At 60.2% G+C, this 18,539-nt stretch carries 18 protein-coding genes; 12 read left to right on the top strand and 6 right to left on the bottom strand.

Annotation, left to right across the window (positions count from 1 at the left end; genetic code table 11):
* Nucleotides 1-138 precede the first annotated feature (138 nt).
* A complete protein-coding gene (locus tag FBY12_RS17880; RefSeq protein ID WP_092275470.1) occupies nt 139-873 on the top strand; it encodes a carbonic anhydrase in 735 nt (244 codons plus the stop codon).
* Nucleotides 874-964: 91 nt separating this feature from the next.
* Nucleotides 965-2,491 (top strand): SulP family inorganic anion transporter, encoded by a 1,527-nt coding sequence (locus tag FBY12_RS17875; RefSeq protein WP_145254468.1) that lies wholly within the window; start codon nt 965-967, stop codon nt 2,489-2,491.
* 454 nt (nt 2,492-2,945) lie between these two features.
* Here the strand turns inward: FBY12_RS17875 and FBY12_RS17870 are convergent, their stop codons facing one another.
* Nucleotides 2,946-3,596, bottom strand: coding sequence for a hypothetical protein (locus FBY12_RS17870; protein ID WP_145254464.1), 651 nt, complete (start codon nt 3,594-3,596; stop codon nt 2,946-2,948).
* Between the two features lie 370 nt (nt 3,597-3,966).
* Between FBY12_RS17870 and coxB the strand changes: the two genes are divergently transcribed.
* The 4 genes from coxB to FBY12_RS17850 all read left to right on the top strand — a co-directional run bounded on the left by coxB (nt 3,967) and on the right by FBY12_RS17850 (nt 8,345).
* The gene (gene coxB / locus FBY12_RS17865; RefSeq protein WP_092275478.1) at nt 3,967-5,094 is read left to right on the top strand and encodes a cytochrome c oxidase subunit II; all 1,128 of its coding nucleotides are present in this window, start codon (nt 3,967-3,969) and stop codon (nt 5,092-5,094) included.
* An 82-nt stretch (nt 5,095-5,176) separates the two neighbouring features.
* Nucleotides 5,177-6,763: a cytochrome c oxidase subunit I gene (gene ctaD / locus FBY12_RS17860; RefSeq protein WP_092275481.1), complete on the top strand. Its 1,587-nt coding sequence runs from the start codon at nt 5,177-5,179 to the stop codon at nt 6,761-6,763.
* Nucleotides 6,764-6,880: 117 nt separating this feature from the next.
* The gene (locus FBY12_RS17855; protein ID WP_145254461.1) at nt 6,881-7,432 is read left to right on the top strand and encodes a cytochrome c oxidase assembly protein; all 552 of its coding nucleotides are present in this window, start codon (nt 6,881-6,883) and stop codon (nt 7,430-7,432) included.
* Nucleotides 7,433-7,457: 25 nt separating this feature from the next.
* Entirely contained in the window at nt 7,458-8,345 is an 888-nt protein-coding gene (locus FBY12_RS17850) for a cytochrome c oxidase subunit 3 (protein WP_145254458.1), read from the top strand.
* Between the two features lie 35 nt (nt 8,346-8,380).
* On the opposite strand, the gene FBY12_RS17845 is transcribed toward FBY12_RS17850, so the two are convergent.
* Nucleotides 8,381-8,590, bottom strand: coding sequence for a twin transmembrane helix small protein (locus tag FBY12_RS17845; protein ID WP_121732552.1), 210 nt, complete (start codon nt 8,588-8,590; stop codon nt 8,381-8,383).
* A gap of 70 nt (nt 8,591-8,660) precedes the next feature.
* Here FBY12_RS17845 and FBY12_RS17840 point away from each other — a divergent pair, with 70 nt between their 5' ends.
* From FBY12_RS17840 to FBY12_RS17820, 5 genes are read left to right on the top strand one after another with little or no spacing between them, the layout of a single operon-like run.
* The gene (locus tag FBY12_RS17840) at nt 8,661-9,401 is read left to right on the top strand and encodes an SURF1 family protein (protein WP_145254455.1); all 741 of its coding nucleotides are present in this window, start codon (nt 8,661-8,663) and stop codon (nt 9,399-9,401) included.
* Nucleotides 9,367-9,960 carry a hypothetical protein gene (locus tag FBY12_RS17835; RefSeq protein ID WP_121732553.1) on the top strand — a complete coding sequence of 198 codons (594 nt, stop codon included), beginning with the start codon at nt 9,367-9,369 and terminating at the stop codon, nt 9,958-9,960. The genes FBY12_RS17840 and FBY12_RS17835 overlap by 35 nt, the downstream gene beginning before the upstream one ends.
* Before the next feature lie 10 nt (nt 9,961-9,970).
* Nucleotides 9,971-11,050, top strand: coding sequence for a heme A synthase (locus FBY12_RS17830; RefSeq protein WP_145254452.1), 1,080 nt, complete (start codon nt 9,971-9,973; stop codon nt 11,048-11,050).
* Nucleotides 11,038-11,937 carry a heme o synthase gene (cyoE, locus tag FBY12_RS17825; RefSeq protein ID WP_145254449.1) on the top strand — a complete coding sequence of 300 codons (900 nt, stop codon included), beginning with the start codon at nt 11,038-11,040 and terminating at the stop codon, nt 11,935-11,937. The genes FBY12_RS17830 and cyoE overlap by 13 nt, the downstream gene beginning before the upstream one ends.
* Nucleotides 11,938-11,950: 13 nt before the next feature.
* A complete protein-coding gene (locus FBY12_RS17820; RefSeq protein WP_145254446.1) occupies nt 11,951-12,586 on the top strand; it encodes an SCO family protein in 636 nt (211 codons plus the stop codon).
* A 149-nt stretch (nt 12,587-12,735) separates the two neighbouring features.
* On the opposite strand, the gene FBY12_RS17815 is transcribed toward FBY12_RS17820, so the two are convergent.
* The 3 genes from FBY12_RS17815 to FBY12_RS17805 form a co-directional block, all read right to left on the bottom strand.
* Nucleotides 12,736-13,509 carry a MetQ/NlpA family ABC transporter substrate-binding protein gene (locus FBY12_RS17815; protein WP_121732556.1) on the bottom strand — a complete coding sequence of 258 codons (774 nt, stop codon included), beginning with the start codon at nt 13,507-13,509 and terminating at the stop codon, nt 12,736-12,738.
* An 89-nt stretch (nt 13,510-13,598) separates the two neighbouring features.
* Entirely contained in the window at nt 13,599-14,273 is a 675-nt protein-coding gene (locus FBY12_RS17810) for a methionine ABC transporter permease (protein WP_092275508.1), read from the bottom strand.
* On the bottom strand, nt 14,273-15,280 hold the full coding sequence (locus FBY12_RS17805; RefSeq protein WP_145254443.1) for a methionine ABC transporter ATP-binding protein: 1,008 nt from the start codon (nt 15,278-15,280) through the stop codon (nt 14,273-14,275). Before FBY12_RS17805 ends, FBY12_RS17810 begins: the two co-directional genes overlap by 1 nt.
* 262 nt (nt 15,281-15,542) lie before the next feature.
* On the opposite strand from FBY12_RS17805, the gene katE reads away from it, so the two are divergent.
* Nucleotides 15,543-17,681, top strand: a complete 2,139-nt coding sequence (gene katE, locus FBY12_RS17800) for a catalase HPII (protein WP_145254440.1) — start codon at nt 15,543-15,545, stop codon at nt 17,679-17,681.
* 133 nt (nt 17,682-17,814) lie between these two features.
* On the opposite strand, the gene FBY12_RS17795 is transcribed toward katE, so the two are convergent.
* On the bottom strand, nt 17,815-18,531 hold the full coding sequence (locus FBY12_RS17795; RefSeq protein ID WP_145254437.1) for a PA5502 family lipoprotein: 717 nt from the start codon (nt 18,529-18,531) through the stop codon (nt 17,815-17,817).
* Nucleotides 18,532-18,539 lie beyond the last annotated feature (8 nt).

Raw genomic sequence — 18,539 nt, 5'->3', positions numbered from 1 at the left:
AGTTAAGTTTCGACGGTTACCTTGTTCATCGAGTGACTGACGGGTCGGCTTCTTCGGCCTGGACGTTTTTTAAACAGCCACTGGCTTCATATCGGACTTAACGGGAACATTCCCCGGCTCCGTCAAAGAGGATGAATTATGAGTGACAAGGATAAACAGCCGTTGGCTGCGTCGGCTTCTGCACCCCACGCTGATGCGGAATCCGCCGATGCAGCGCTGAAGCATATCGTTGACGGCTTTTTGCACTTTCATCACGAGATCTTTCCGCAACAGGAAGAGCTCTTCAAAAAACTCGCCACGGCGCAAAACCCGCGCGCGATGTTCATCACTTGCGCCGATTCGCGCATCGTTCCTGAACTGATCACCCAAAGCTCCCCCGGCGATCTGTTCGTGACCCGTAACGTCGGCAACGTTGTGCCGCCTTATGGGCAAATGAACGGCGGCGTTTCCACCGCGATCGAATACGCGGTGCTGGCTCTGGGCGTGCAGCACATCATCATCTGCGGACACTCCGACTGCGGCGCCATGCGCGCAGTGCTCAACCCGCAAAGCCTGGAAAAAATGCCTACGGTCAAAGCCTGGCTGCGGCACGCCGAAGTGGCGAAAACCATGGTCCAGGAAAACTGCAATTGCGCTGACGAAGGCGAAAGCATGCACATCCTCACCGAAGAGAATGTGATCGCGCAGCTGCAACATCTACGTACACATCCATCGGTGGCCTCGCGCATGGCCAACGGTCAGCTGTTTATCCATGGCTGGGTGTACAGCATTGAAACCAGCGAAATCAGAGCTTACGACGCCGATCAGGGTTGTTTCCTGCCCCTGGATGGCAGTCACCCGATTCCGGTGGCGACGCCCAAAGCGCGTTTCTAAGTCCTCCTAACAATCCCTGTGTGATTTAGCCGAGGCTGCTGTTCAAGCAGCCTGGCTTTGTCACGCCTGAAGAAAATTCGGGAGAACTCCCATGCGTGCTGCACAAATCAAAGCTGTTCTGCCACGGGAGCTATTGGCTTCCGTGGTGGTGTTTCTGGTCGCCCTGCCCTTGTGCATGGGCATCGCCATCGCGTCGGGATTGCCGCCGGCCAAAGGCCTGATTACCGGGATCATCGGTGGTCTGGTGGTCGGCTGGATTGCCGGTTCGCCGCTGCAAGTCAGCGGCCCGGCGGCGGGTCTGGCGGTGTTGGTGTTCGAGTTGGTGCGCCAACACGGAATCGCCATGCTCGGGCCGATCCTGCTGCTTGCAGGGTTTCTGCAACTGGTCGCCGGGCGACTGAAACTCGGCTGCTGGTTCCGCGTCACGGCCCCGGCCGTGGTCTACGGCATGCTCGCCGGGATCGGCGTGTTGATCATCTTGTCGCAAGTGCACGTGATGCTCGACGCAGTGCCCAAACCGTCAGGGCTGGATAATCTGGCGGCGTTCCCGGCAGCGGTCATGCAGGCTTTGCCATCGTTGGGTTGGCAGGCTGGTTTGCTCGGGTTGTCGACGATTGCGGTGATGTGGCTGTGGGAAAAATTCCGCCCGCATTCGCTGCGTTTTATCCCCGGTGCATTGCTCGGCGTGGGTTTGGCGACCGTTGCCAGTCTGATGCTGGCGTTGCAGGTAAAACGCGTGGAAGTCCCGGCCAACCTGGCTGAAGCGATTGATTGGCTGAAACCGGCGGACCTGCTCAACTTGGCCGACCCGACGCTGTTGATCGCGGCATTTGCCGTGGCGTTTATCGCCAGCGCCGAAACCTTGCTGTCCGCCGCCGCCGTGGATCGTATGCACAGCGGCGAACGTTCTGACTTCGACCGCGAATTGTCGGCGCAAGGTGTAGGCAACATGCTCTGCGGTTTGCTCGGCGCATTGCCGATGACCGGCGTGATCGTGCGCAGCTCGGCCAATGTTCAGGCCGGCGCCACCACGCGCATGTCGACGATCTTCCACGGCTTGTGGCTGCTCGGTTTCGTGCTGTTGCTGTCGAGTGTGTTGCAAAGCATTCCGGTGGCGAGCCTCGCGGGTGTGTTGGTTTACACCGGTTTCAAACTGGTCGATATGAAGGCTTTTCGGGGTTTGGGCCGTTACGGGCGGATGCCGATGTTCACCTACGCGGCCACCGCGCTGGCGATCATCTTCACTGACCTGCTGACCGGCGTGCTGATCGGCTTCGGTTTGACCCTGGCGAAACTGGCGTGGAAAGCCTCGCGCCTGAAGATCAGCCTGATCGACCTGCCGCGGGACGGCGAGATGGAGTTGCGTCTGATCGGCGCGGGGACTTTCCTCAAAGTGCCGGCGCTGACCCAGGTGCTGGCGACCATTCCACCGGGCGTGACCGTGCATGTGCCGCTGAATAACCTCAGCTACATCGACCATTCGTGTCTGGAACTGCTTGAAGAGTGGGGTCGGGCGAATGCGGCGAAAGGTTCGAAGTTGCTGATCGAACCGCGCGGCTTGAAACGCCGATTGGAAGGCCGCTTGCGCACCACCACCGGCATCGGCTCCGCCGCATAGCAAAACCTGTAGGAGCAAGGCTTGCCCGCGATGAGGCCGTGTCAGTCGATGCAGATGTCAGCCGATAGGCCGCCATCGCGAGCAAGCTCAGCTCCCACAGGATTTAGCGCCATACACAAAACTTGTGGGGCAAGGCTCAGCCCCCATGAAATTTGCGTCATACACAGAACCTGTGGGAGCAAGGCTTGCCCGCGATGAGGCCGTGTCAGTTGATGCAGATGTCAGCCGATAGACCGCTTTCGCGAGCAAGCTCAGCTCCTACAGGTTTTAGCGCCATGCACAGAACCTGTGGGAGCAAAGCTCAGCCCCCACGGAATTTGCGTCATGCACAGAACCTGTAGGAGCGAGGCTTGCCCGCGAAGGGGCCGTGTCAGTTGATAGCGATGTCAGCTGATAGACCGCTTTCGCGAGCAAGCTCAGCTCCTACAGGATTTGCGCCGTACACAAAAGGCGATCAGGCGGCTGGCTGGTCCAGTTCCAGGCCTACGCCGAGGCGGCGGGACATGCAGGGCCAGCGTTTCCACGCAGCGCCGGTGTCCGGGTTGTTGAGTTTATCGCGGTAGGCTTCGACCGATTCCAGGGCGAAGCTTTCTTCGTTGAGCATCTCGTCGACGGCGTGATGCACGGCCTCATCCAGCTGATTGGCGAACGCTTCGCCGATCAATTGATGGGCGATCAGGTTGGCGACCGTCATGTCCAGAGGGATCAGTGGCTGGCCGAAATGCTTGATGTACAGGTCGTTGACCTCTTCCACAAACCGATGCGCCAGATACGCTTCGTCCAGCAGACCGTCGAGGCCGACGTGCCCGGCCATGATCGCTGGCGGTTGCAGGAAGTATTGCTCGGCGATTTTCAGTACCGGTTTGATCTGCGATTCGATACCCGCTTCCCTCGCGACTTCGTTGGCGGCTTCCAGCAGATCAGGCACTTCTTCGATGTAAGCCGTGACAAAACGGGTCAGCACGCCGTTGGCATCAGCCTCCGGCAATTGGATGGCAGGGTGCAAGTGCGGTAATTGGGTTTCCAGTTGACGAGTCAGCAGGCCAGTTTCGGCCTCATGCTGCAGGGCTTTTTGGATCTGCTCGCGCAATGCGGCGGTGTTCATGAAAACTCCAGGAAACAAGGCAATGAAATAGGAAGACATAAGTTAGCTGGCTTATGAAAACTGCTAAGACGCATTTGTCATAAATGTTTCATCCGTGAGACATCAAAGTTATATCGGCCAGCCACCGTAGGGTGCGCATCGTTCTCCATTCGTGGTCTTGCACGCAAGTACTCGCTGTTTCAGCTCATTTACGCCATCGCGTTGCGAGGTGCCAGTCGCTGTCTATACTCGGTTTTGAATGGAGTTAGCTGATGACGCCCGACTGCCTGTGCAGCAAGGCTCGGCAATTCAAGTTCGTAGTCTGAAAAAGCCGCTCCCTTGCCGCTGGTGTTAGCCGGCGGGATAACAAGAACGATAAGGGGAACCCGCAATGATGCGACATCCACACGTCTGGATGGGCCTCCTGTTGTGGTCATTTTTCAGCCAGGCGCAAGCCGCCTGGACTGTGAACATGGCGCCGGGAGCGACTGAAATCAGTCACGCAGTATTTGACCTGCACATGACCATTTTCTGGATCTGTGTGGTGATCGGCATCATCGTCTTCGGCGCCATGTTCTGGTCGATGATGGTCCACCGTCGCTCGACCGGGCAGGTGGCCGCCAAATTTCACGAAAGCACCACCGTCGAAATCCTCTGGACCATCGTGCCGTTCATCATTCTGGTGGCGATGGCGGTGCCGGCGACCGCGACCCTGATCAAGATGTACGACGCCAGTGAGCCGGACATCGATGTGCAGATCACCGGCTATCAGTGGAAGTGGCACTACAAATACCTGGGCCAGGACGTCGAGTTCTTCAGCAACCTGGCCACCCCCGCCGACCAGATCCACAACAAGGAAACCAAAGGCGAGCATTACTTGCTGGAGGTCGACAAGCCGCTGGTGCTGCCGATTGGCGCGAAGGTGCGCTTTCTCGTGACCTCCGCCGACGTCATTCACTCGTGGTGGGTGCCGGCCTTCGCGGTCAAGCGCGATGCCATTCCGGGGTTCGTCAACGAAGCCTGGACGCGCATCGACAAGCCCGGCATCTACCGTGGCCAGTGCGCCGAGCTGTGCGGCAAGGACCACGGTTTCATGCCGATTGTGGTCGAGGTCAAAACCCAGGCCGATTACGCCACCTGGCTCGGCGAACGCAAAGCCGAGGCGCTGCAGCTCAAGGAGCTGACCAGCAAGGAATGGACCCTCGACGAACTCAAGGAGCGCGGCGACAAGGTTTACCACACCACGTGCGTGGCCTGTCACCAGGCTGAAGGCCAGGGCCTGCCGCCGATGTTCCCGGCGCTCAAAGGCTCGAAAATCGCCACCGGCCCGATCAAGGATCACCTGAGCATTGTCTTCCACGGCAAACCCGGCACCGCCATGGCGGCGTTCGGCAAGCAGCTGTCGGAAGTCGATATCGCGGCGGTCGTGACCTACGAACGTAACGCCTGGGGCAACAACAAGGGCGACATGGTCACTCCTAAAGAAGTGCTGGAGCTGAAACAGGCGGAAAGCAAATGAGCCGGTCTATTGCGCACCCAAGCCACCGGTCGGGGCAACACGCCCCGGCCTGCCCAGCCCACCTGTTTGCAGGAGACCAGCCATGAGCGCCGTCATCGATGACCATGGTCATGCCGACCACGCCCACGGTCCCGCCAAAGGCCTGATGCGTTGGGTGCTGACCACCAACCACAAAGACATCGGCACGCTGTACCTGTGGTTTGCGTTCTGCATGTTCCTGCTCGGCGGTTCGTTCGCGATGGTGATTCGCGCCGAGCTGTTCCAGCCAGGCCTGCAAATCGTCGAACCGGCGTTCTTCAACCAGATGACCACCATGCACGGTCTGGTGATGGTGTTCGGCGCGGTGATGCCGGCGTTCGTCGGCCTCGCCAACTGGATGATCCCGTTGATGATCGGCGCGCCGGACATGGCCCTGCCACGGATGAACAACTTCAGTTTCTGGCTGCTGCCGGCGGCATTCCTGCTGTTGGTTTCGACACTGTTCACGCCCGGTGGCGGGCCAAACTTTGGCTGGACCTTCTACGCACCGCTGTCGACGACTTACGCGCCGGAAAGCGTGACGTTTTTTATCTTCGCCATTCACTTGATGGGTATCAGCTCGATCATGGGCGCGATCAACGTGATCGCGACCATTCTCAACCTGCGCGCACCCGGCATGACGTTGATGAAAATGCCGCTGTTCGTCTGGACCTGGCTGATCACCGCGTTCCTGTTGATCGCAGTGATGCCGGTGCTGGCCGGGTGCGTGACGATGATGCTGATGGACATCCACTTCGGCACCAGTTTCTTCAGTGCTGCCGGTGGCGGTGACCCGGTTTTGTTCCAGCATGTGTTCTGGTTCTTCGGCCACCCCGAGGTGTACATCATGATCCTGCCGGCCTTCGGCGCCGTCAGCTCGATCATCCCGACCTTCTCGCGCAAGCCGCTGTTCGGCTATACGTCGATGGTTTACGCCACGGCGAGCATCGCGTTCCTGTCGTTTATTGTCTGGGCGCACCACATGTTCGTGGTCGGCATTCCGCTGGTGGGCGAGTTGTTCTTCATGTACGCGACGCTGCTGATCGCGGTGCCGACCGGGGTCAAAGTGTTCAACTGGGCCAGCACCATGTGGCAAGGCTCGCTGACCTTCGAGACGCCGATGCTGTTTGCGGTGGCGTTCGTGATCCTGTTCTCCATCGGCGGTTTCTCCGGGCTGATGCTGGCCATCGCGCCGGCAGACTTCCAGTACCAGGACACCTACTTTGTGGTCGCGCATTTCCACTACGTGCTGGTGCCGGGGGCGATCTTCGGGATCTTCGCTTCGGCGTATTACTGGCTGCCGAAGTGGACCGGCCACATGTACGACGAAACCCTCGGCAAGCTGCACTTTTGGCTCTCGTTCATCGGCATGAACATGGCGTTCTTCCCGATGCACTTTGTCGGGCTGGCCGGCATGCCGCGGCGGATTCCGGACTACAACCTGCAATTCGCCGACTTCAACATGGTGTCGTCGATTGGCGCATTCATGTTCGGCGCCACGCAGATTTTCTTCCTGTTCATCGTCATCAAGACCATTCGCGGCGGCGAGCCGGCCCCGGCCAAACCGTGGGATGGCGCCGAAGGGCTGGAGTGGAGCATTCCGTCGCCAGCGCCGTATCACACCTTCACCACGCCACCGGAAGTGAAATGAAACGCCTGGCCTTTGTGGGAGTGAGCCTGCTCGCGAGGGGTTCACTGCGGTGTGCCAGACACACCGCCATCGCGAGCAGGCTCACTCCTACAGGGTTGGGTGGAGAGGTTCAAAGTCATGGCTGATTCGATTTCGCTGAAGAAGCTGGTCACGCGCCTGCTGCTGGTGGTGGTGGCGATGTTCGTTTTCGGCTTTGCCCTGGTGCCGATCTACGACGTGATGTGCAAGGCGTTCGGCATCAACGGCAAATCCTCCGGGCAGTACGAGGGCGAGCAAACCGTCGATGCCTCGCGGCAGGTGCGCGTGCAGTTTCTTTCAACCAATTCGGCGGACATGTCCTGGGATTTCTATCCGAAGAGCGATGAACTGACCGCCCATCCCGGCGCGGTCAACGAGATGATCTTCATCGCGCACAACCCGACCGATCGGCCGATGAGCGCGCAAGCCGTGCCGAGCATCGCGCCCAGCGCCGCCGCCGCTTACTTCCACAAGACCGAATGTTTCTGCTTTACCCAGCAAGTGCTGCAGCCCGGTCAACGGATCGAGATGCCGGTACGTTTCATCGTTGACCGCGACATGCCCAAGGAAGTGAAGCACCTGACGCTGTCCTACACGCTGTTCGATATCACCGCCCGACATCCACCGGTCGCTGTAAACACTGGCGGTTGAGCGTGCCCGATAAGGAGAACAATAAATGGCAACTCATGAACACTATTACGTCCCGGCCCAGAGCAAATGGCCGATCATCGCCACGGTCGGCATGCTGGTCACGGTGTTCGGCCTGGCCACCTGGTTCAACGACCTGAAAGCCGCGCGCCCGGAATCCCATGGCCCGCTGATCTTTTTCGTCGGCGGCCTGATGGTCGCGTACATGCTGTTCGGCTGGTTCGGCACGGTGATCAAGGAAAGCCGCCAAGGGCTGTACAGCGCGCAGATGGATCGCTCGTTCCGCTGGGGCATGAGCTGGTTCATTTTCTCGGAAGTGATGTTCTTCATCGCGTTCTTCGGCGCGCTGTTTTATGTGCGCCACGTGTCCGGCCCGGCGCTCGGCGGCGAAGGCCCGAAAGGTCTGGCGCACATGCTCTGGCCGACGTTCGAATTCACCTGGCCGCTGCTGAATAACCCTGACCCGAAACTCTATCCGGCGCCCAAGGACGTGATCAGCCCGTGGGGCCTGCCGCTGCTCAATACGGTGCTGCTGGTCAGTTCCAGCGTGACCGTGACCATCGCCCACCATGCGCTGAAAAAAGGTCATCGCGGCGCGCTGAAAATCTGGCTGGCGATCACCGTGCTGCTGGGCTGCGCGTTCCTCGGTTTTCAGGCCGAGGAATACATCCACGCCTACCACGAACTGGGCCTGACCCTGGGCTCGGGCATCTACGGCGCGACGTTCTTCATGCTCACCGGTTTCCACGGTGCGCACGTGACCATCGGCACGATCATCCTGTTTGTGATGCTGATGCGGATCATGCGCGGGCATTTCGACAACGAGCACCAGTTCGCCTTCGAAGCGGCGAGTTGGTATTGGCACTTTGTCGATGTGGTTTGGCTGGGTCTGTTTGTCTTCGTCTACGTGCTCTGAAAGCAGCGCCGAGCTTGAAGCTTGAAGCTTGGCGCTTATAGCTCCCACGGAACGTGGGCAACCAATTGGCCGCTGTAAAAACCCCAGGCGATCAGGCCGACGGTGCCGGCCGCCAGGGCCACGCGAACGCTCAGGGCAATGACCAGGCGGTTTGAGCTGCTGTCGTCCTTGACCAGAAAAAACAGGCCGCTGAACAGGCTGACAACCGTGGCAATCAGCATCAGGACGATGGCTGCTTTGAGCATGGCAAGACTCCGGGGGAAGGCGAATGCACTTGAGTATAGCTACCGCGTCCAGCGACTTTCTGGCCACGCCATGAAGCGCTTCCGGCCGGGCATCGTGCCGACCCTGGTGGTCGCGCTGCTGTTGCCGATGCTGGCGTCACTGGGGTTCTGGCAGTTGAGCCGGGGCGCGGAGAAAAGCGCGCTGCTGAACACCTACGCCGAACGCCGCGCGGCCGAGCCGATGGCCAGCACCGAGCTGCAAAACACCCAGGACCCGGCGTTTCGCCGCGTGCGCCTGCTCGGCCAATTCGACCCCGAGCACAGCGTGCTGCTGGACAACCGTCAGCGCGACGGCAAGGTCGGCGTCGAGTTGCTGCAACCGTTTCAGGATCAGGCGAGCGGGTTGTGGCTGCTGGTCAATCGCGGCTGGCTGGCGTGGCCGGATCGGCGCACGCCGCCGCAATTCACCACGCCGAAACAGCCGTTGAGCGTCGAGGCGTGGGTCTATGTGGCGCCCGGCGCGACGTTCCAGTTGCACGCCGACCCGAACGCCACGACGTGGCCGCAACTGGTGACAGCGGTCGAACCGGCGCGGCTGTGGACGGCGCTCGAGCGTGACGGTTTCGCTTACGAATTACGCCTCGAAAACGGCCCCGCTGCGTATCAGGCCGATTGGCCGATAGTCGCCATGGGCGCGGAAAAACACATCGCTTACGCCGTGCAGTGGTTCGCCATGGCGATCGCCCTGCTCGGCCTCTTTATCTACCTCGGCTGGCACAACGCAAAGGAGAAACACCATGGGAGCGGCCATGAATCCACCCAGCATGTCTGAGGCGAAAACCCCGGCCAGTCGGCGCAAGGGGCGTTTGCAACTGCTGCTGATCGTGTTGGGCGTGATCGGCCCGATGATCCTCGCCACCGGCATGTACAAATTGCAGTTCTGGGTGCCGGACGGGCGCAGCTATCACGGCGAACTGATCGGCAACGGCCAGACCCGCGCCGACCTCGGCGTGCAGGCCCAGGAGCAGCGTTGGCAAATGCTGGTGACTGCGCCGAAGGATTGTTCGGTGGACTGCCAGCAACTGGTGTATCTGGCGCGGCAGATCCAGATCGGCCTCGGCCGCGAAGCGTCCCGCGCCAGCCACGCACTGGCCGCCGCGCAACCGCTGGGCAGCGATTACGAGGCCAAGCTCAATCGTGAATACCCGCAGCTGCAACGCTACCCCATGGACCTGACCACGTTCAAAAAGACCACGGGCGACAACACCGCGCCGCAGCTGTGGATTATCGACCCGCACGGCAATCTGGTGCTGCGCTACGACCCGAGCGTCAAGGGCAAGGACCTGCTCAACGACCTGCGTCACCTGTTGAAACTGTCGAACATCGGATAAGGGCATCGTCATGGCCAAACCTGGATTTCGCCTCGCGCTGTTTGCCACGTTGCTGGCACTGATTGTGGTGTTGCTCGGCGCCTACACGCGCCTGACCCACGCCGGCCTCGGTTGCCCGGACTGGCCGGGCTGTTACGGGTTTATCAGCGTGCCGAAAAGCGAAGCCCAACTGGCGCATGCCGAATTGCATTTCCCCGACACCCCGGTCGAAGCGCACAAGGGCTGGAACGAGATGATTCACCGCTACTTCGCCGGCACGCTCGGGTTGCTGATCGCGGTGCTGGCCGGGCGCGCCTGGGTCCATCGTCGGCATCCGGGGCAACCGGTGAAGTTGCCGCTGTTCCTCTTGGCGGTGGTGATTGCGCAAGCGGCGTTCGGTATGTGGACGGTGACGCTCAAGCTATGGCCGCAAGTGGTGACCGGGCATTTGCTCGGCGGTTTTGCCACTTTGAGCTTGTTGTTTTTGCTGACGCTGCGCTTGTCCGGCGTATTGCCGGCGCTGACCGTGCCGCGACGTTTGCAGTACTGGGCGACTGCCGGTTTGCTGCTGGTGATCGGGCAAATCGCCCTCGGTGGCTGGGTCAGTTCCAACTATGCGGCGGTGGCGTGCATCGACTTCCCGACCTGCCACGGCCAATGGCTGCCGCCCGCCGATTTCGCCAATGGTTTTCACCTGACTCAGCACATCGGCCCGAATTACCTCGGCGGGCAACTGGACAGCGACGCGCGCACGGCGATTCACCTGACCCATCGCATCGGGGCGCTTTTGGTCACGCTGGTGCTGCTCGGGCTTGCGTGGCAATTGAAAGTGGTCGGCATGACCCGCCTCGCCGGTCTGGTGCTGATCGCCCTCGCCGCGCAAATCACCTTGGGCATCAGCAACGTGTTGTTGCACTTGCCGCTGCCGATCGCCGTCGCCCATAACGCGGGTGGCGCGGCGCTGTTGCTGACGTTGGTGCTGGTCAATTATCACGCGCGCACCAGTCTGGTTCGGGTCAAGCAGCAATCCCCTGCGCGCTGGCGTTTCAGCCCGCGTAAACATTCCGCCGGGCCCATAACAATAAAAGGAGAAATGCCATGGCGACTCTGATCGGCGAACGTCACAGTCAGGCGATCTGGCGCGATTATCTGGAGCTGACCAAACCGAAAGTGGTGGTGCTGATGCTGATCACCTCGCTGGTCGGGATGTTCCTCGCGACCCGCGCCGGGGTGCCGTGGACGGTGCTGGTGTTTGGCAACCTGGGGATCGCGCTGTGTGCCGGTGGCGCGGCGGCGGTCAATCATGTGGTGGACCGGCGCATCGATGCGGTGATGGCGCGGACCCACAAGCGGCCACTGGCCGAGGGCCGTGTGTCGCCGACGGCGGCGCTGACCTTTGCGCTGGTACTGGCGGTGCTCGGGCAAGCCCTGCTGCTGGCCTTCACCAATCCGCTGACCGCGTGGCTGACCCTCGCCTCGTTGCTCGGTTACGCGGTGGTCTACACCGGTTTTCTCAAACGCGCGACGCCGCAGAACATCGTCATCGGCGGACTGGCCGGCGCGGCCCCGCCGCTGCTCGGTTGGGTCGCGGCCACCGGGCATGTCAGCGCTGAGCCATTGCTGCTGGTGCTGATCATTTTTGCCTGGACCCCGCCGCACTTCTGGGCATTGGCGATTCATCGCAAAGAGGAATACGCCAAGGCCGATATCCCGATGTTGCCGGTGACCCACGGCGAGCACTACACCAAAATCCACATCCTGCTTTACACCTTCGCGCTGCTGGCGGTCAGCCTGATGCCTTACGTGATTCACATGAGCGGCATGCTTTATCTGGTTTGTGCGCTGGTGCTGGGCGCGAGGTTTCTGCAATGGGCCGTGGTGCTGTACCGTGGCACTCGGCCGCACGCGGCGATCAATACGTTCAAGTACTCTATTTGGTACTTGTTCCTGCTGTTTATCGCGCTGCTGGTGGATCACTACCTGCTGTTGAACCTTTGACCAAAATGAACCTATGACTCGAACTCAGAAAACCGTCTTTGTCCTCGTTGCCCTGATTGCGTTGATTCTGGGCCTGACCGTCAACAAAGTGCTGTCCGGCAAAGGTCAGGGCGACCCGACTGCGCTGATCGACGCCGGGATCATCCTGTTGCCGCAAAGCCGTAATCTGCCAGACGTGACGATGACTGATCAGGACGGCAAACCGGTCGCGGTCAATGCGCTGAAAGACAAGTGGAGTCTGCTGTTCTTCGGTTACACCTTCTGCCCGGACATCTGCCCGACCACCCTTGCGCAGCTGCGGCAGATCAAGAGTGAATTGCCGCCGGAAGCCGCAGCGAGGTTGCAGGTGATTCTGGTCAGCGTCGACCCGAACCGCGATTCGCCGAAGCAGCTGAAACAATATTTGGGTTATTTCGATCCGCAGTTTCAGGGTTTGACCGCGTCGTCGGTCGAAGACATCCAGAAACTGGCGAACGCGGTGAGCATTCCGTTTATTCCGGCGGACACCAGCAAGCCCAATTACACAGTCGACCACAGCGGCAACCTCGCGGTCATCGGCCCGGACGGCACGCAACGCGGGTTCATCCGCGCACCGCTGAACAACGCCAAACTGATCCAGCAATTGCCGGTGATGCTCAAGCGCAAGTGAATCACCACACCTCCCTGTAGGAGCCAGGCTTGCCGGCGAAGGCGATTTCACTGACGCCTTCGCCGGCAAGCCTGGCTCCTACGAGGCCGGTGTTTCAGGCATAAAAAAGGGGCGCATCGAATGCGCCCCTTTCAGTCCAGCGGATCAGATCAGAACGCCGGCAGTACCGCGCCTTTGTACTTCTCGAGAATGAACGCTTTGACTTCCGGGCTGTGCAGCGCGGCGACGAGTTTCTTCATCGCGTCGCTGTCCTTGTCGTCCGGGCGCGCGACGAGGATGTTCACGTAAGGCGAGTCGTTGCCTTCGATCACCAGCGCGTCTTTGGACGGATCAAGCTTGGCTTCCAGCGCGTAGTTGGTGTTGATCAGCGCCAGGTCGACCTGGGTCAGTACACGCGGGATGGTCGCGGCTTCCAGCTCACGGAATTTCAGGTCCTTGGAATTCTCGGTGATGTCTTTGGTGGTCGAGAGGATGTTGTTCGAATCCTCCAACTTGATCAGGCCAGCCTTCGCCAGCAGCAACAGCGCACGGCCGCCGTTGGTGGCGTCGTTCGGGATCACCACGTTGGCGCCGCCTGGCAGTTCGGTCAGCGCTTTGTACTTGCTGGAGTAAGCGCCCAGCGGTTCCAGATGCACACCGGCAACGGCGACCAGATTGGTGCCCTTGGCCTTGTTGAACTCATCCAGGTACGGCTGGTGCTGGAAGAAGTTGGCGTCCAGACGTTTCTCGGCAACCTGCACGTTCGGCTGGATGTAGTCGGTGAACACCTTGACGTTCAGCGTCACGCCTTCTTTGGCCAGGGTCGGCTTCACGAATTCGAGAATTTCCGCATGTGGCACCGGCGACGCGGCGACGGTCAGGGTTTCATCAGCCTGGGCGGAGAACGCCGCAACAGCGGCCAATGCGACGAGTAGTTTTTTCATTCAGCTAACTCCTTGTGTTTAACCGCATGAGGCGCCCGTTTGGCGCCTGCCAGCGAATGGCCGGCTCAGCGCCGGGCTACGCGAAACATTTATTTTCTGGAAAAGTGTACGACCAGTTTGTCGCCAACCATTTGCAGCACTTGCACTAGCACCAGCAACAGCACGACGGTGACGATCATCACATCGGTCTGGAAACGCTGGTAGCCGAAACGGATCGCCAAGTCACCCAAACCACCGGCGCCGACCACACCGGCCATTGCCGTGTAGGAAACCAGTGTAATCGCCGTCACCGTAATCGCTGCGTAGATGCCCGGACGGGCTTCCGGCAGCAACGCATTGATGATGATCTGCTTGGTCGTCGCGCCCATCGCCTGGGTCGCTTCGATGATGCCGCGATCGACTTCGCGCAACGCGGTTTCCACCAGACGCCCGAAGAACGGCGTGGCGCCCACCACCAATGGCGGGATCGCACCGGCTACGCCGAGCGAAGTGCCGGTGATCAACACGGTGAACGGGATCATCACGATCAGCAGAATGATGAACGGCAGCGAACGCAGAATGTTCACCACCAGCGACAGCACCGCATAAACGCCGCGCGATTCCAGCAACTGGCGCGGGCTGCACAGGAACAGCAGCACGCCCAGCGGCAGGCCGAGCAAAATTGTGAACAGCAGTGAACCGCCGAGCATCAGCAGGGTGTCGCCGGTAGCGAGCCAGATTTCGAACCAGTCGATATTGGCGAAGAAACTCATCAGGGCCTCCATCAGCGCAGCACCTCCATGTGGACGTCTGCTGCGGTGAAGCGGGCAAACGCCGCCTCCATGTCGCCGCCGGTGACCGCCAGGGTCAATTGGCCGTACGGCGTGTCTTTGATCCGATCGATGCGCCCGGCAAGGATGCTGTAGTCGACGCCGGTTTCCCGCGCGACGGTGCCGAGCAACGGCGCGTAGGTCGCTTCGCCCTGGAACGTCAGACGCACGATCCGCCCCGGCACATGCGCAAAATCATCACGCTGTTCGCTTTCGTCGATCTGCTCGTCTTCCTGGACGAAGCGCTTGGTGGTCGGGTGCTTGGGATGCAGGAACACATCGGCCACCGAGCCTTGCTCGACGATTACCCCGGCGTCCATCACCGCGACCTGATCGCAAACGCGGCGGATCACGTCCATTTCGTGGGTGATCAGCACGATGGTCAGCTTCAGCTCGCGGTTGATCTCGGCGAGCAATTGCAGGACCGACGCAGTGGTCTGCGGGTCCAGCGCGCTGGTGGCTTCGTCACACAGGAGAATTTTCGGCTTGGTCGCCAGGGCGCGGGCAATGCCGACGCGCTGCTTCTGGCCACCGGACAATTGCGCCGGATACTTTTTGGCGTGGTCGGACAAACCGACCCGCGCCAGCAGCTCGGCGACGCGCTGCTCGATTTCACTGCGCGAGAGCTCACCGGCGAGGGTCAGCGGCAGCGCAACGTTGTCGGCGACCGTCTTGGAGGCCAGCAGGTTGAAGTGCTGGAAGATCATCCCGACCTGCTGGCGGAAGCGCCGCAGGCTGCTGGCATCGAGCGCGGTGACTTCTTCGCCATCGACGAAGATCTTGCCGCCAGTGGATTCCTCCAGGCGATTGATCAGACGCAGCAGGGTACTTTTTCCCGCGCCGGAATGGCCGATCAGGCCGAAGACCTGGCCGTTCTCAATCGTCAGACTGGTCGGATGCAGGGCGGGAATATCCTTACCGGCGACGCGGTAAGTCTTATGGACGTTTTGAAACTCGATCACGTAGCGAACCTTGTGGGGCGCGTTGGAAAAGGGTCAGCGGTTAGCCGGGCGCGCATTTTAGCCTGTCCGTATAGAGGGTATTAGCATTTATTCGGCATGCAACCTTTGATTTGGCAATAACGCGATCAAAGGTCATAAAAAAGGAACGGCTGAAATCCTCATTAGTCACTACTTAAGCAACGTGATTACCGCCAGGTGCCGTGCCTGGAAAATTGCTCACAAGTCCGGCTAGGACGAGATCGCAACGAGGAGTTTACGACTGATGAGTACCAAGAAACCTGTCGCCCCCAAAAGCGCACTGGCCGGGACTGACACCCTGGACCGTGGCAACACCAATACCAAGCTCGAAAGCCTGGAAAAATTCCGTTCCGACGCCACCGAACAAGCCCTGCGCACCAACCAGGGCGTCAAGGTGTCGGACAACCAGAACACCCTGAAAGTCGGCGCCCGCGGGCCGTCGCTGCTGGAAGACTTCATCATGCGTGAGAAAATCACGCACTTTGACCACGAACGCATCCCGGAGCGCATCGTCCATGCGCGCGGCACTGGCGCTCATGGTTTCTTCCAGACTTACGAAAACCATGCCGCGCTGACCAAGGCCGGTTTCCTGCAGGATCCGGGTAAACAAACTCCGGTATTCGTGCGTTTCTCCACGGTGCAGGGCCCACGCGGCTCGGGCGATACCGTGCGTGACGTGCGCGGGTTTGCCGTGAAGTTCTTCACCGACGAAGGCAACTTCGACCTGGTCGGCAACAACATGCCGGTGTTCTTCATCCAGGACGCAATCAAGTTTCCCGATTTCGTCCACGCGGTGAAACCGGAGCCACACAACGAAATCCCTACCGGCGGCTCGGCCCACGACACCTTTTGGGACTTCGTCTCGCTGCAGCCTGAATCGGCGCACATGGTGATCTGGGCGATGTCCGACCGCGCGATCCCGAAAAGCCTGCGCAGCATGCAAGGTTTCGGCGTGCACACGTTCCGTCTGGTAAACGCCGAAGGCAAGTCGCGTTTCGTCAAATTCCACTGGCGCCCAACCGCCGGCACCTGCTCGCTGGTGTGGGATGAAGCGCAGAAACTCGCCGGTAAAGACACCGATTACCACCGTCGTGACCTGTGGGAATCGATCGAGATGGGCGACTACCCGGAATGGGAATTGGGCGTGCAAATCGTCGAGGAAGAAAACGAACACGACTTCGATTTCGACCTGCTCGACCCGACCAAGATCATTCCTGAAGAAATCGTGCCGATTACGCCACTGGGCAAAATGACCCTGAACCGTAACCCGGACAACTTCTTCGCCGAAACCGAGCAAGTCGCGTTCTGCCCGGGCCACATCGTCCCAGGCATCGACTTCTCCAACGATCCGCTGCTGCAAGGTCGGCTGTTTTCCTACACCGACACGCAGATCAGCCGACTCGGCGGGCCGAACTTCCACGAAATCCCGATCAACCGTCCGGTGGCGCCGTACCACAATGGTCAGCGCGATGGCATTCACCGCATGACCATCGACAAGGGCCGCGCCTCCTACGAGCCGAACTCGATTGACGGTGGCTGGCCGAAAGAAACTCCGCCCGCCGCGCAAAACGGTGGCTTCGAGACTTACCCGGAACGCATCGACGCGAACAAGATTCGTCAGCGCAGCGAGTCGTTCGGTGATCACTTCTCGCAGGCGCGCTTGTTCTTCAACAGCATGAGCAAGCACGAGCAGGAACACATCATCGCCGCGTACAGCTTCGAGCTGGGCAAGGTTGACCGGTTGTGGATTCGTGAGCGCCAGGTCAATGAGATCCTCGCCAACATCGATCTGGAACTGGCTGCTCGCGTTGCGGCAAATCTGGGTCTGCCAGCACCGAAGGCTGGCACCGTAGACGTGCCGAAAACCTCGCTGGACCGTTCGCCAGCGCTGAGCCAGGCCAACCTGCTGCCGGAAAACATCAAGACTCGCAAAGTCGCGATCCTGGCGGCCAACGGCGTTGACGGCAAAGCAATCGATGCAATGAAGGCGGCGCTGGCGGCTGAAGGCGCACACGCCAAGTTGCTCGGCCCGACTTCGGCGCCGGTGACCACGGCTGACGGCAAATCGCTACCCGTCGATGCGTCGATGGAAGGCTTGCCGTCGGTAGCTTTCGATGCGGTGTTCGTGCCGGGTGGCGCGGACTCGATCAAGGCATTGAGCGGTGACGGCGTGGCCCTGCATTACGTGCTCGAAGCGTACAAGCACTTGAAGGCAATCGCGCTGCACGGCGAAGCCAAGCAGTTGCTGGATGTGCTGAAGCTGGAGGCTGATGCGGGGTTGATCGTCGGGACCGACAAGACGCTGATCAAGCCGTTCTTCGCGGCGATTGGACAGCATCGGGTTTGGGATCGCGAGCCTAAAGCCAAGGCAATTCCGGCTTAAGGTTTATCTCGATAGTCAGGACGTTATCGCGAGCAAGCCTCGCTCCCACATTGGAAATGCATTCCAAATGTGGGAGCGAGCTTGCTCGCGATGCTTTTAAGGTCTTACAAGGTTTTCAAGGCTTACAAAGTTTTCAAGGCTTACGCGGGCTCAAAACCACCTGCGCCGGGACGTGGCGCACGATCTGCTTGTGCAATTTCAGCTCAAAACCTGAATCGAGTTTCTTCACCCGTTTGGTCAGCAATGTGGCCAGCCATGGGTAATCCTGCGTGCGCGGTGCCTGGATAACTACTGCACAGTCGTAATTCACCACATCGAAGGCAATCGCATCCAGTTGATGGCGAAGTTTGCTCATATCGGTGAGGTTCAACGCGACCGTGGTGCTTTCCGCCGCCGGATCAATCACTTTGGCTTTTGGCCGGGCTTCGGCCGCCAGCAACGCGGCTTCGGCCTTGTCCAGCTCGGCTTTGCGCGCATTGACGATGGCATTGTTGACGCCACCGGTCAGCGCTGGCGCTTTTGGCATCAGCGCCCGCGCACGGCTGAGCGCAGTGGCGGCGGCGTTGACATCACCCTTCTGCAACACGATTTGGCTGCGTTGCAGATAGGCTTCGGCCAATTGCCGTTGGTATTGCACCAGCGTTGGATCGTCTGGCGACTGGACCTGCAAGGTTGCCAGTTGATCTTCGGCGGTGGCCAGCTCGCTGCTGGCCAGGTTTTGTTCAAGCTGTGCAATCGCCGCAGCCCGACCGTCGGTAGCCTGAGTGGCTGCCGGTGGCGTGCTTTGGCAAGCGCCGAGCAGCAGAGAAAATGCGACAAGGAGCAGATAACGGGAGGCGAACGGCTTCATTCCTGCGA

The sequence above is a fragment of the Pseudomonas sp. SJZ131 genome (assembly GCF_007828705.1).
Lineage (GTDB): Bacteria > Pseudomonadota > Gammaproteobacteria > Pseudomonadales > Pseudomonadaceae > Aquipseudomonas > Aquipseudomonas prosekii.
Note: the sequence above shows the minus strand (reverse complement) of the source record. Positions and strands in the feature narration are given on the sequence as shown.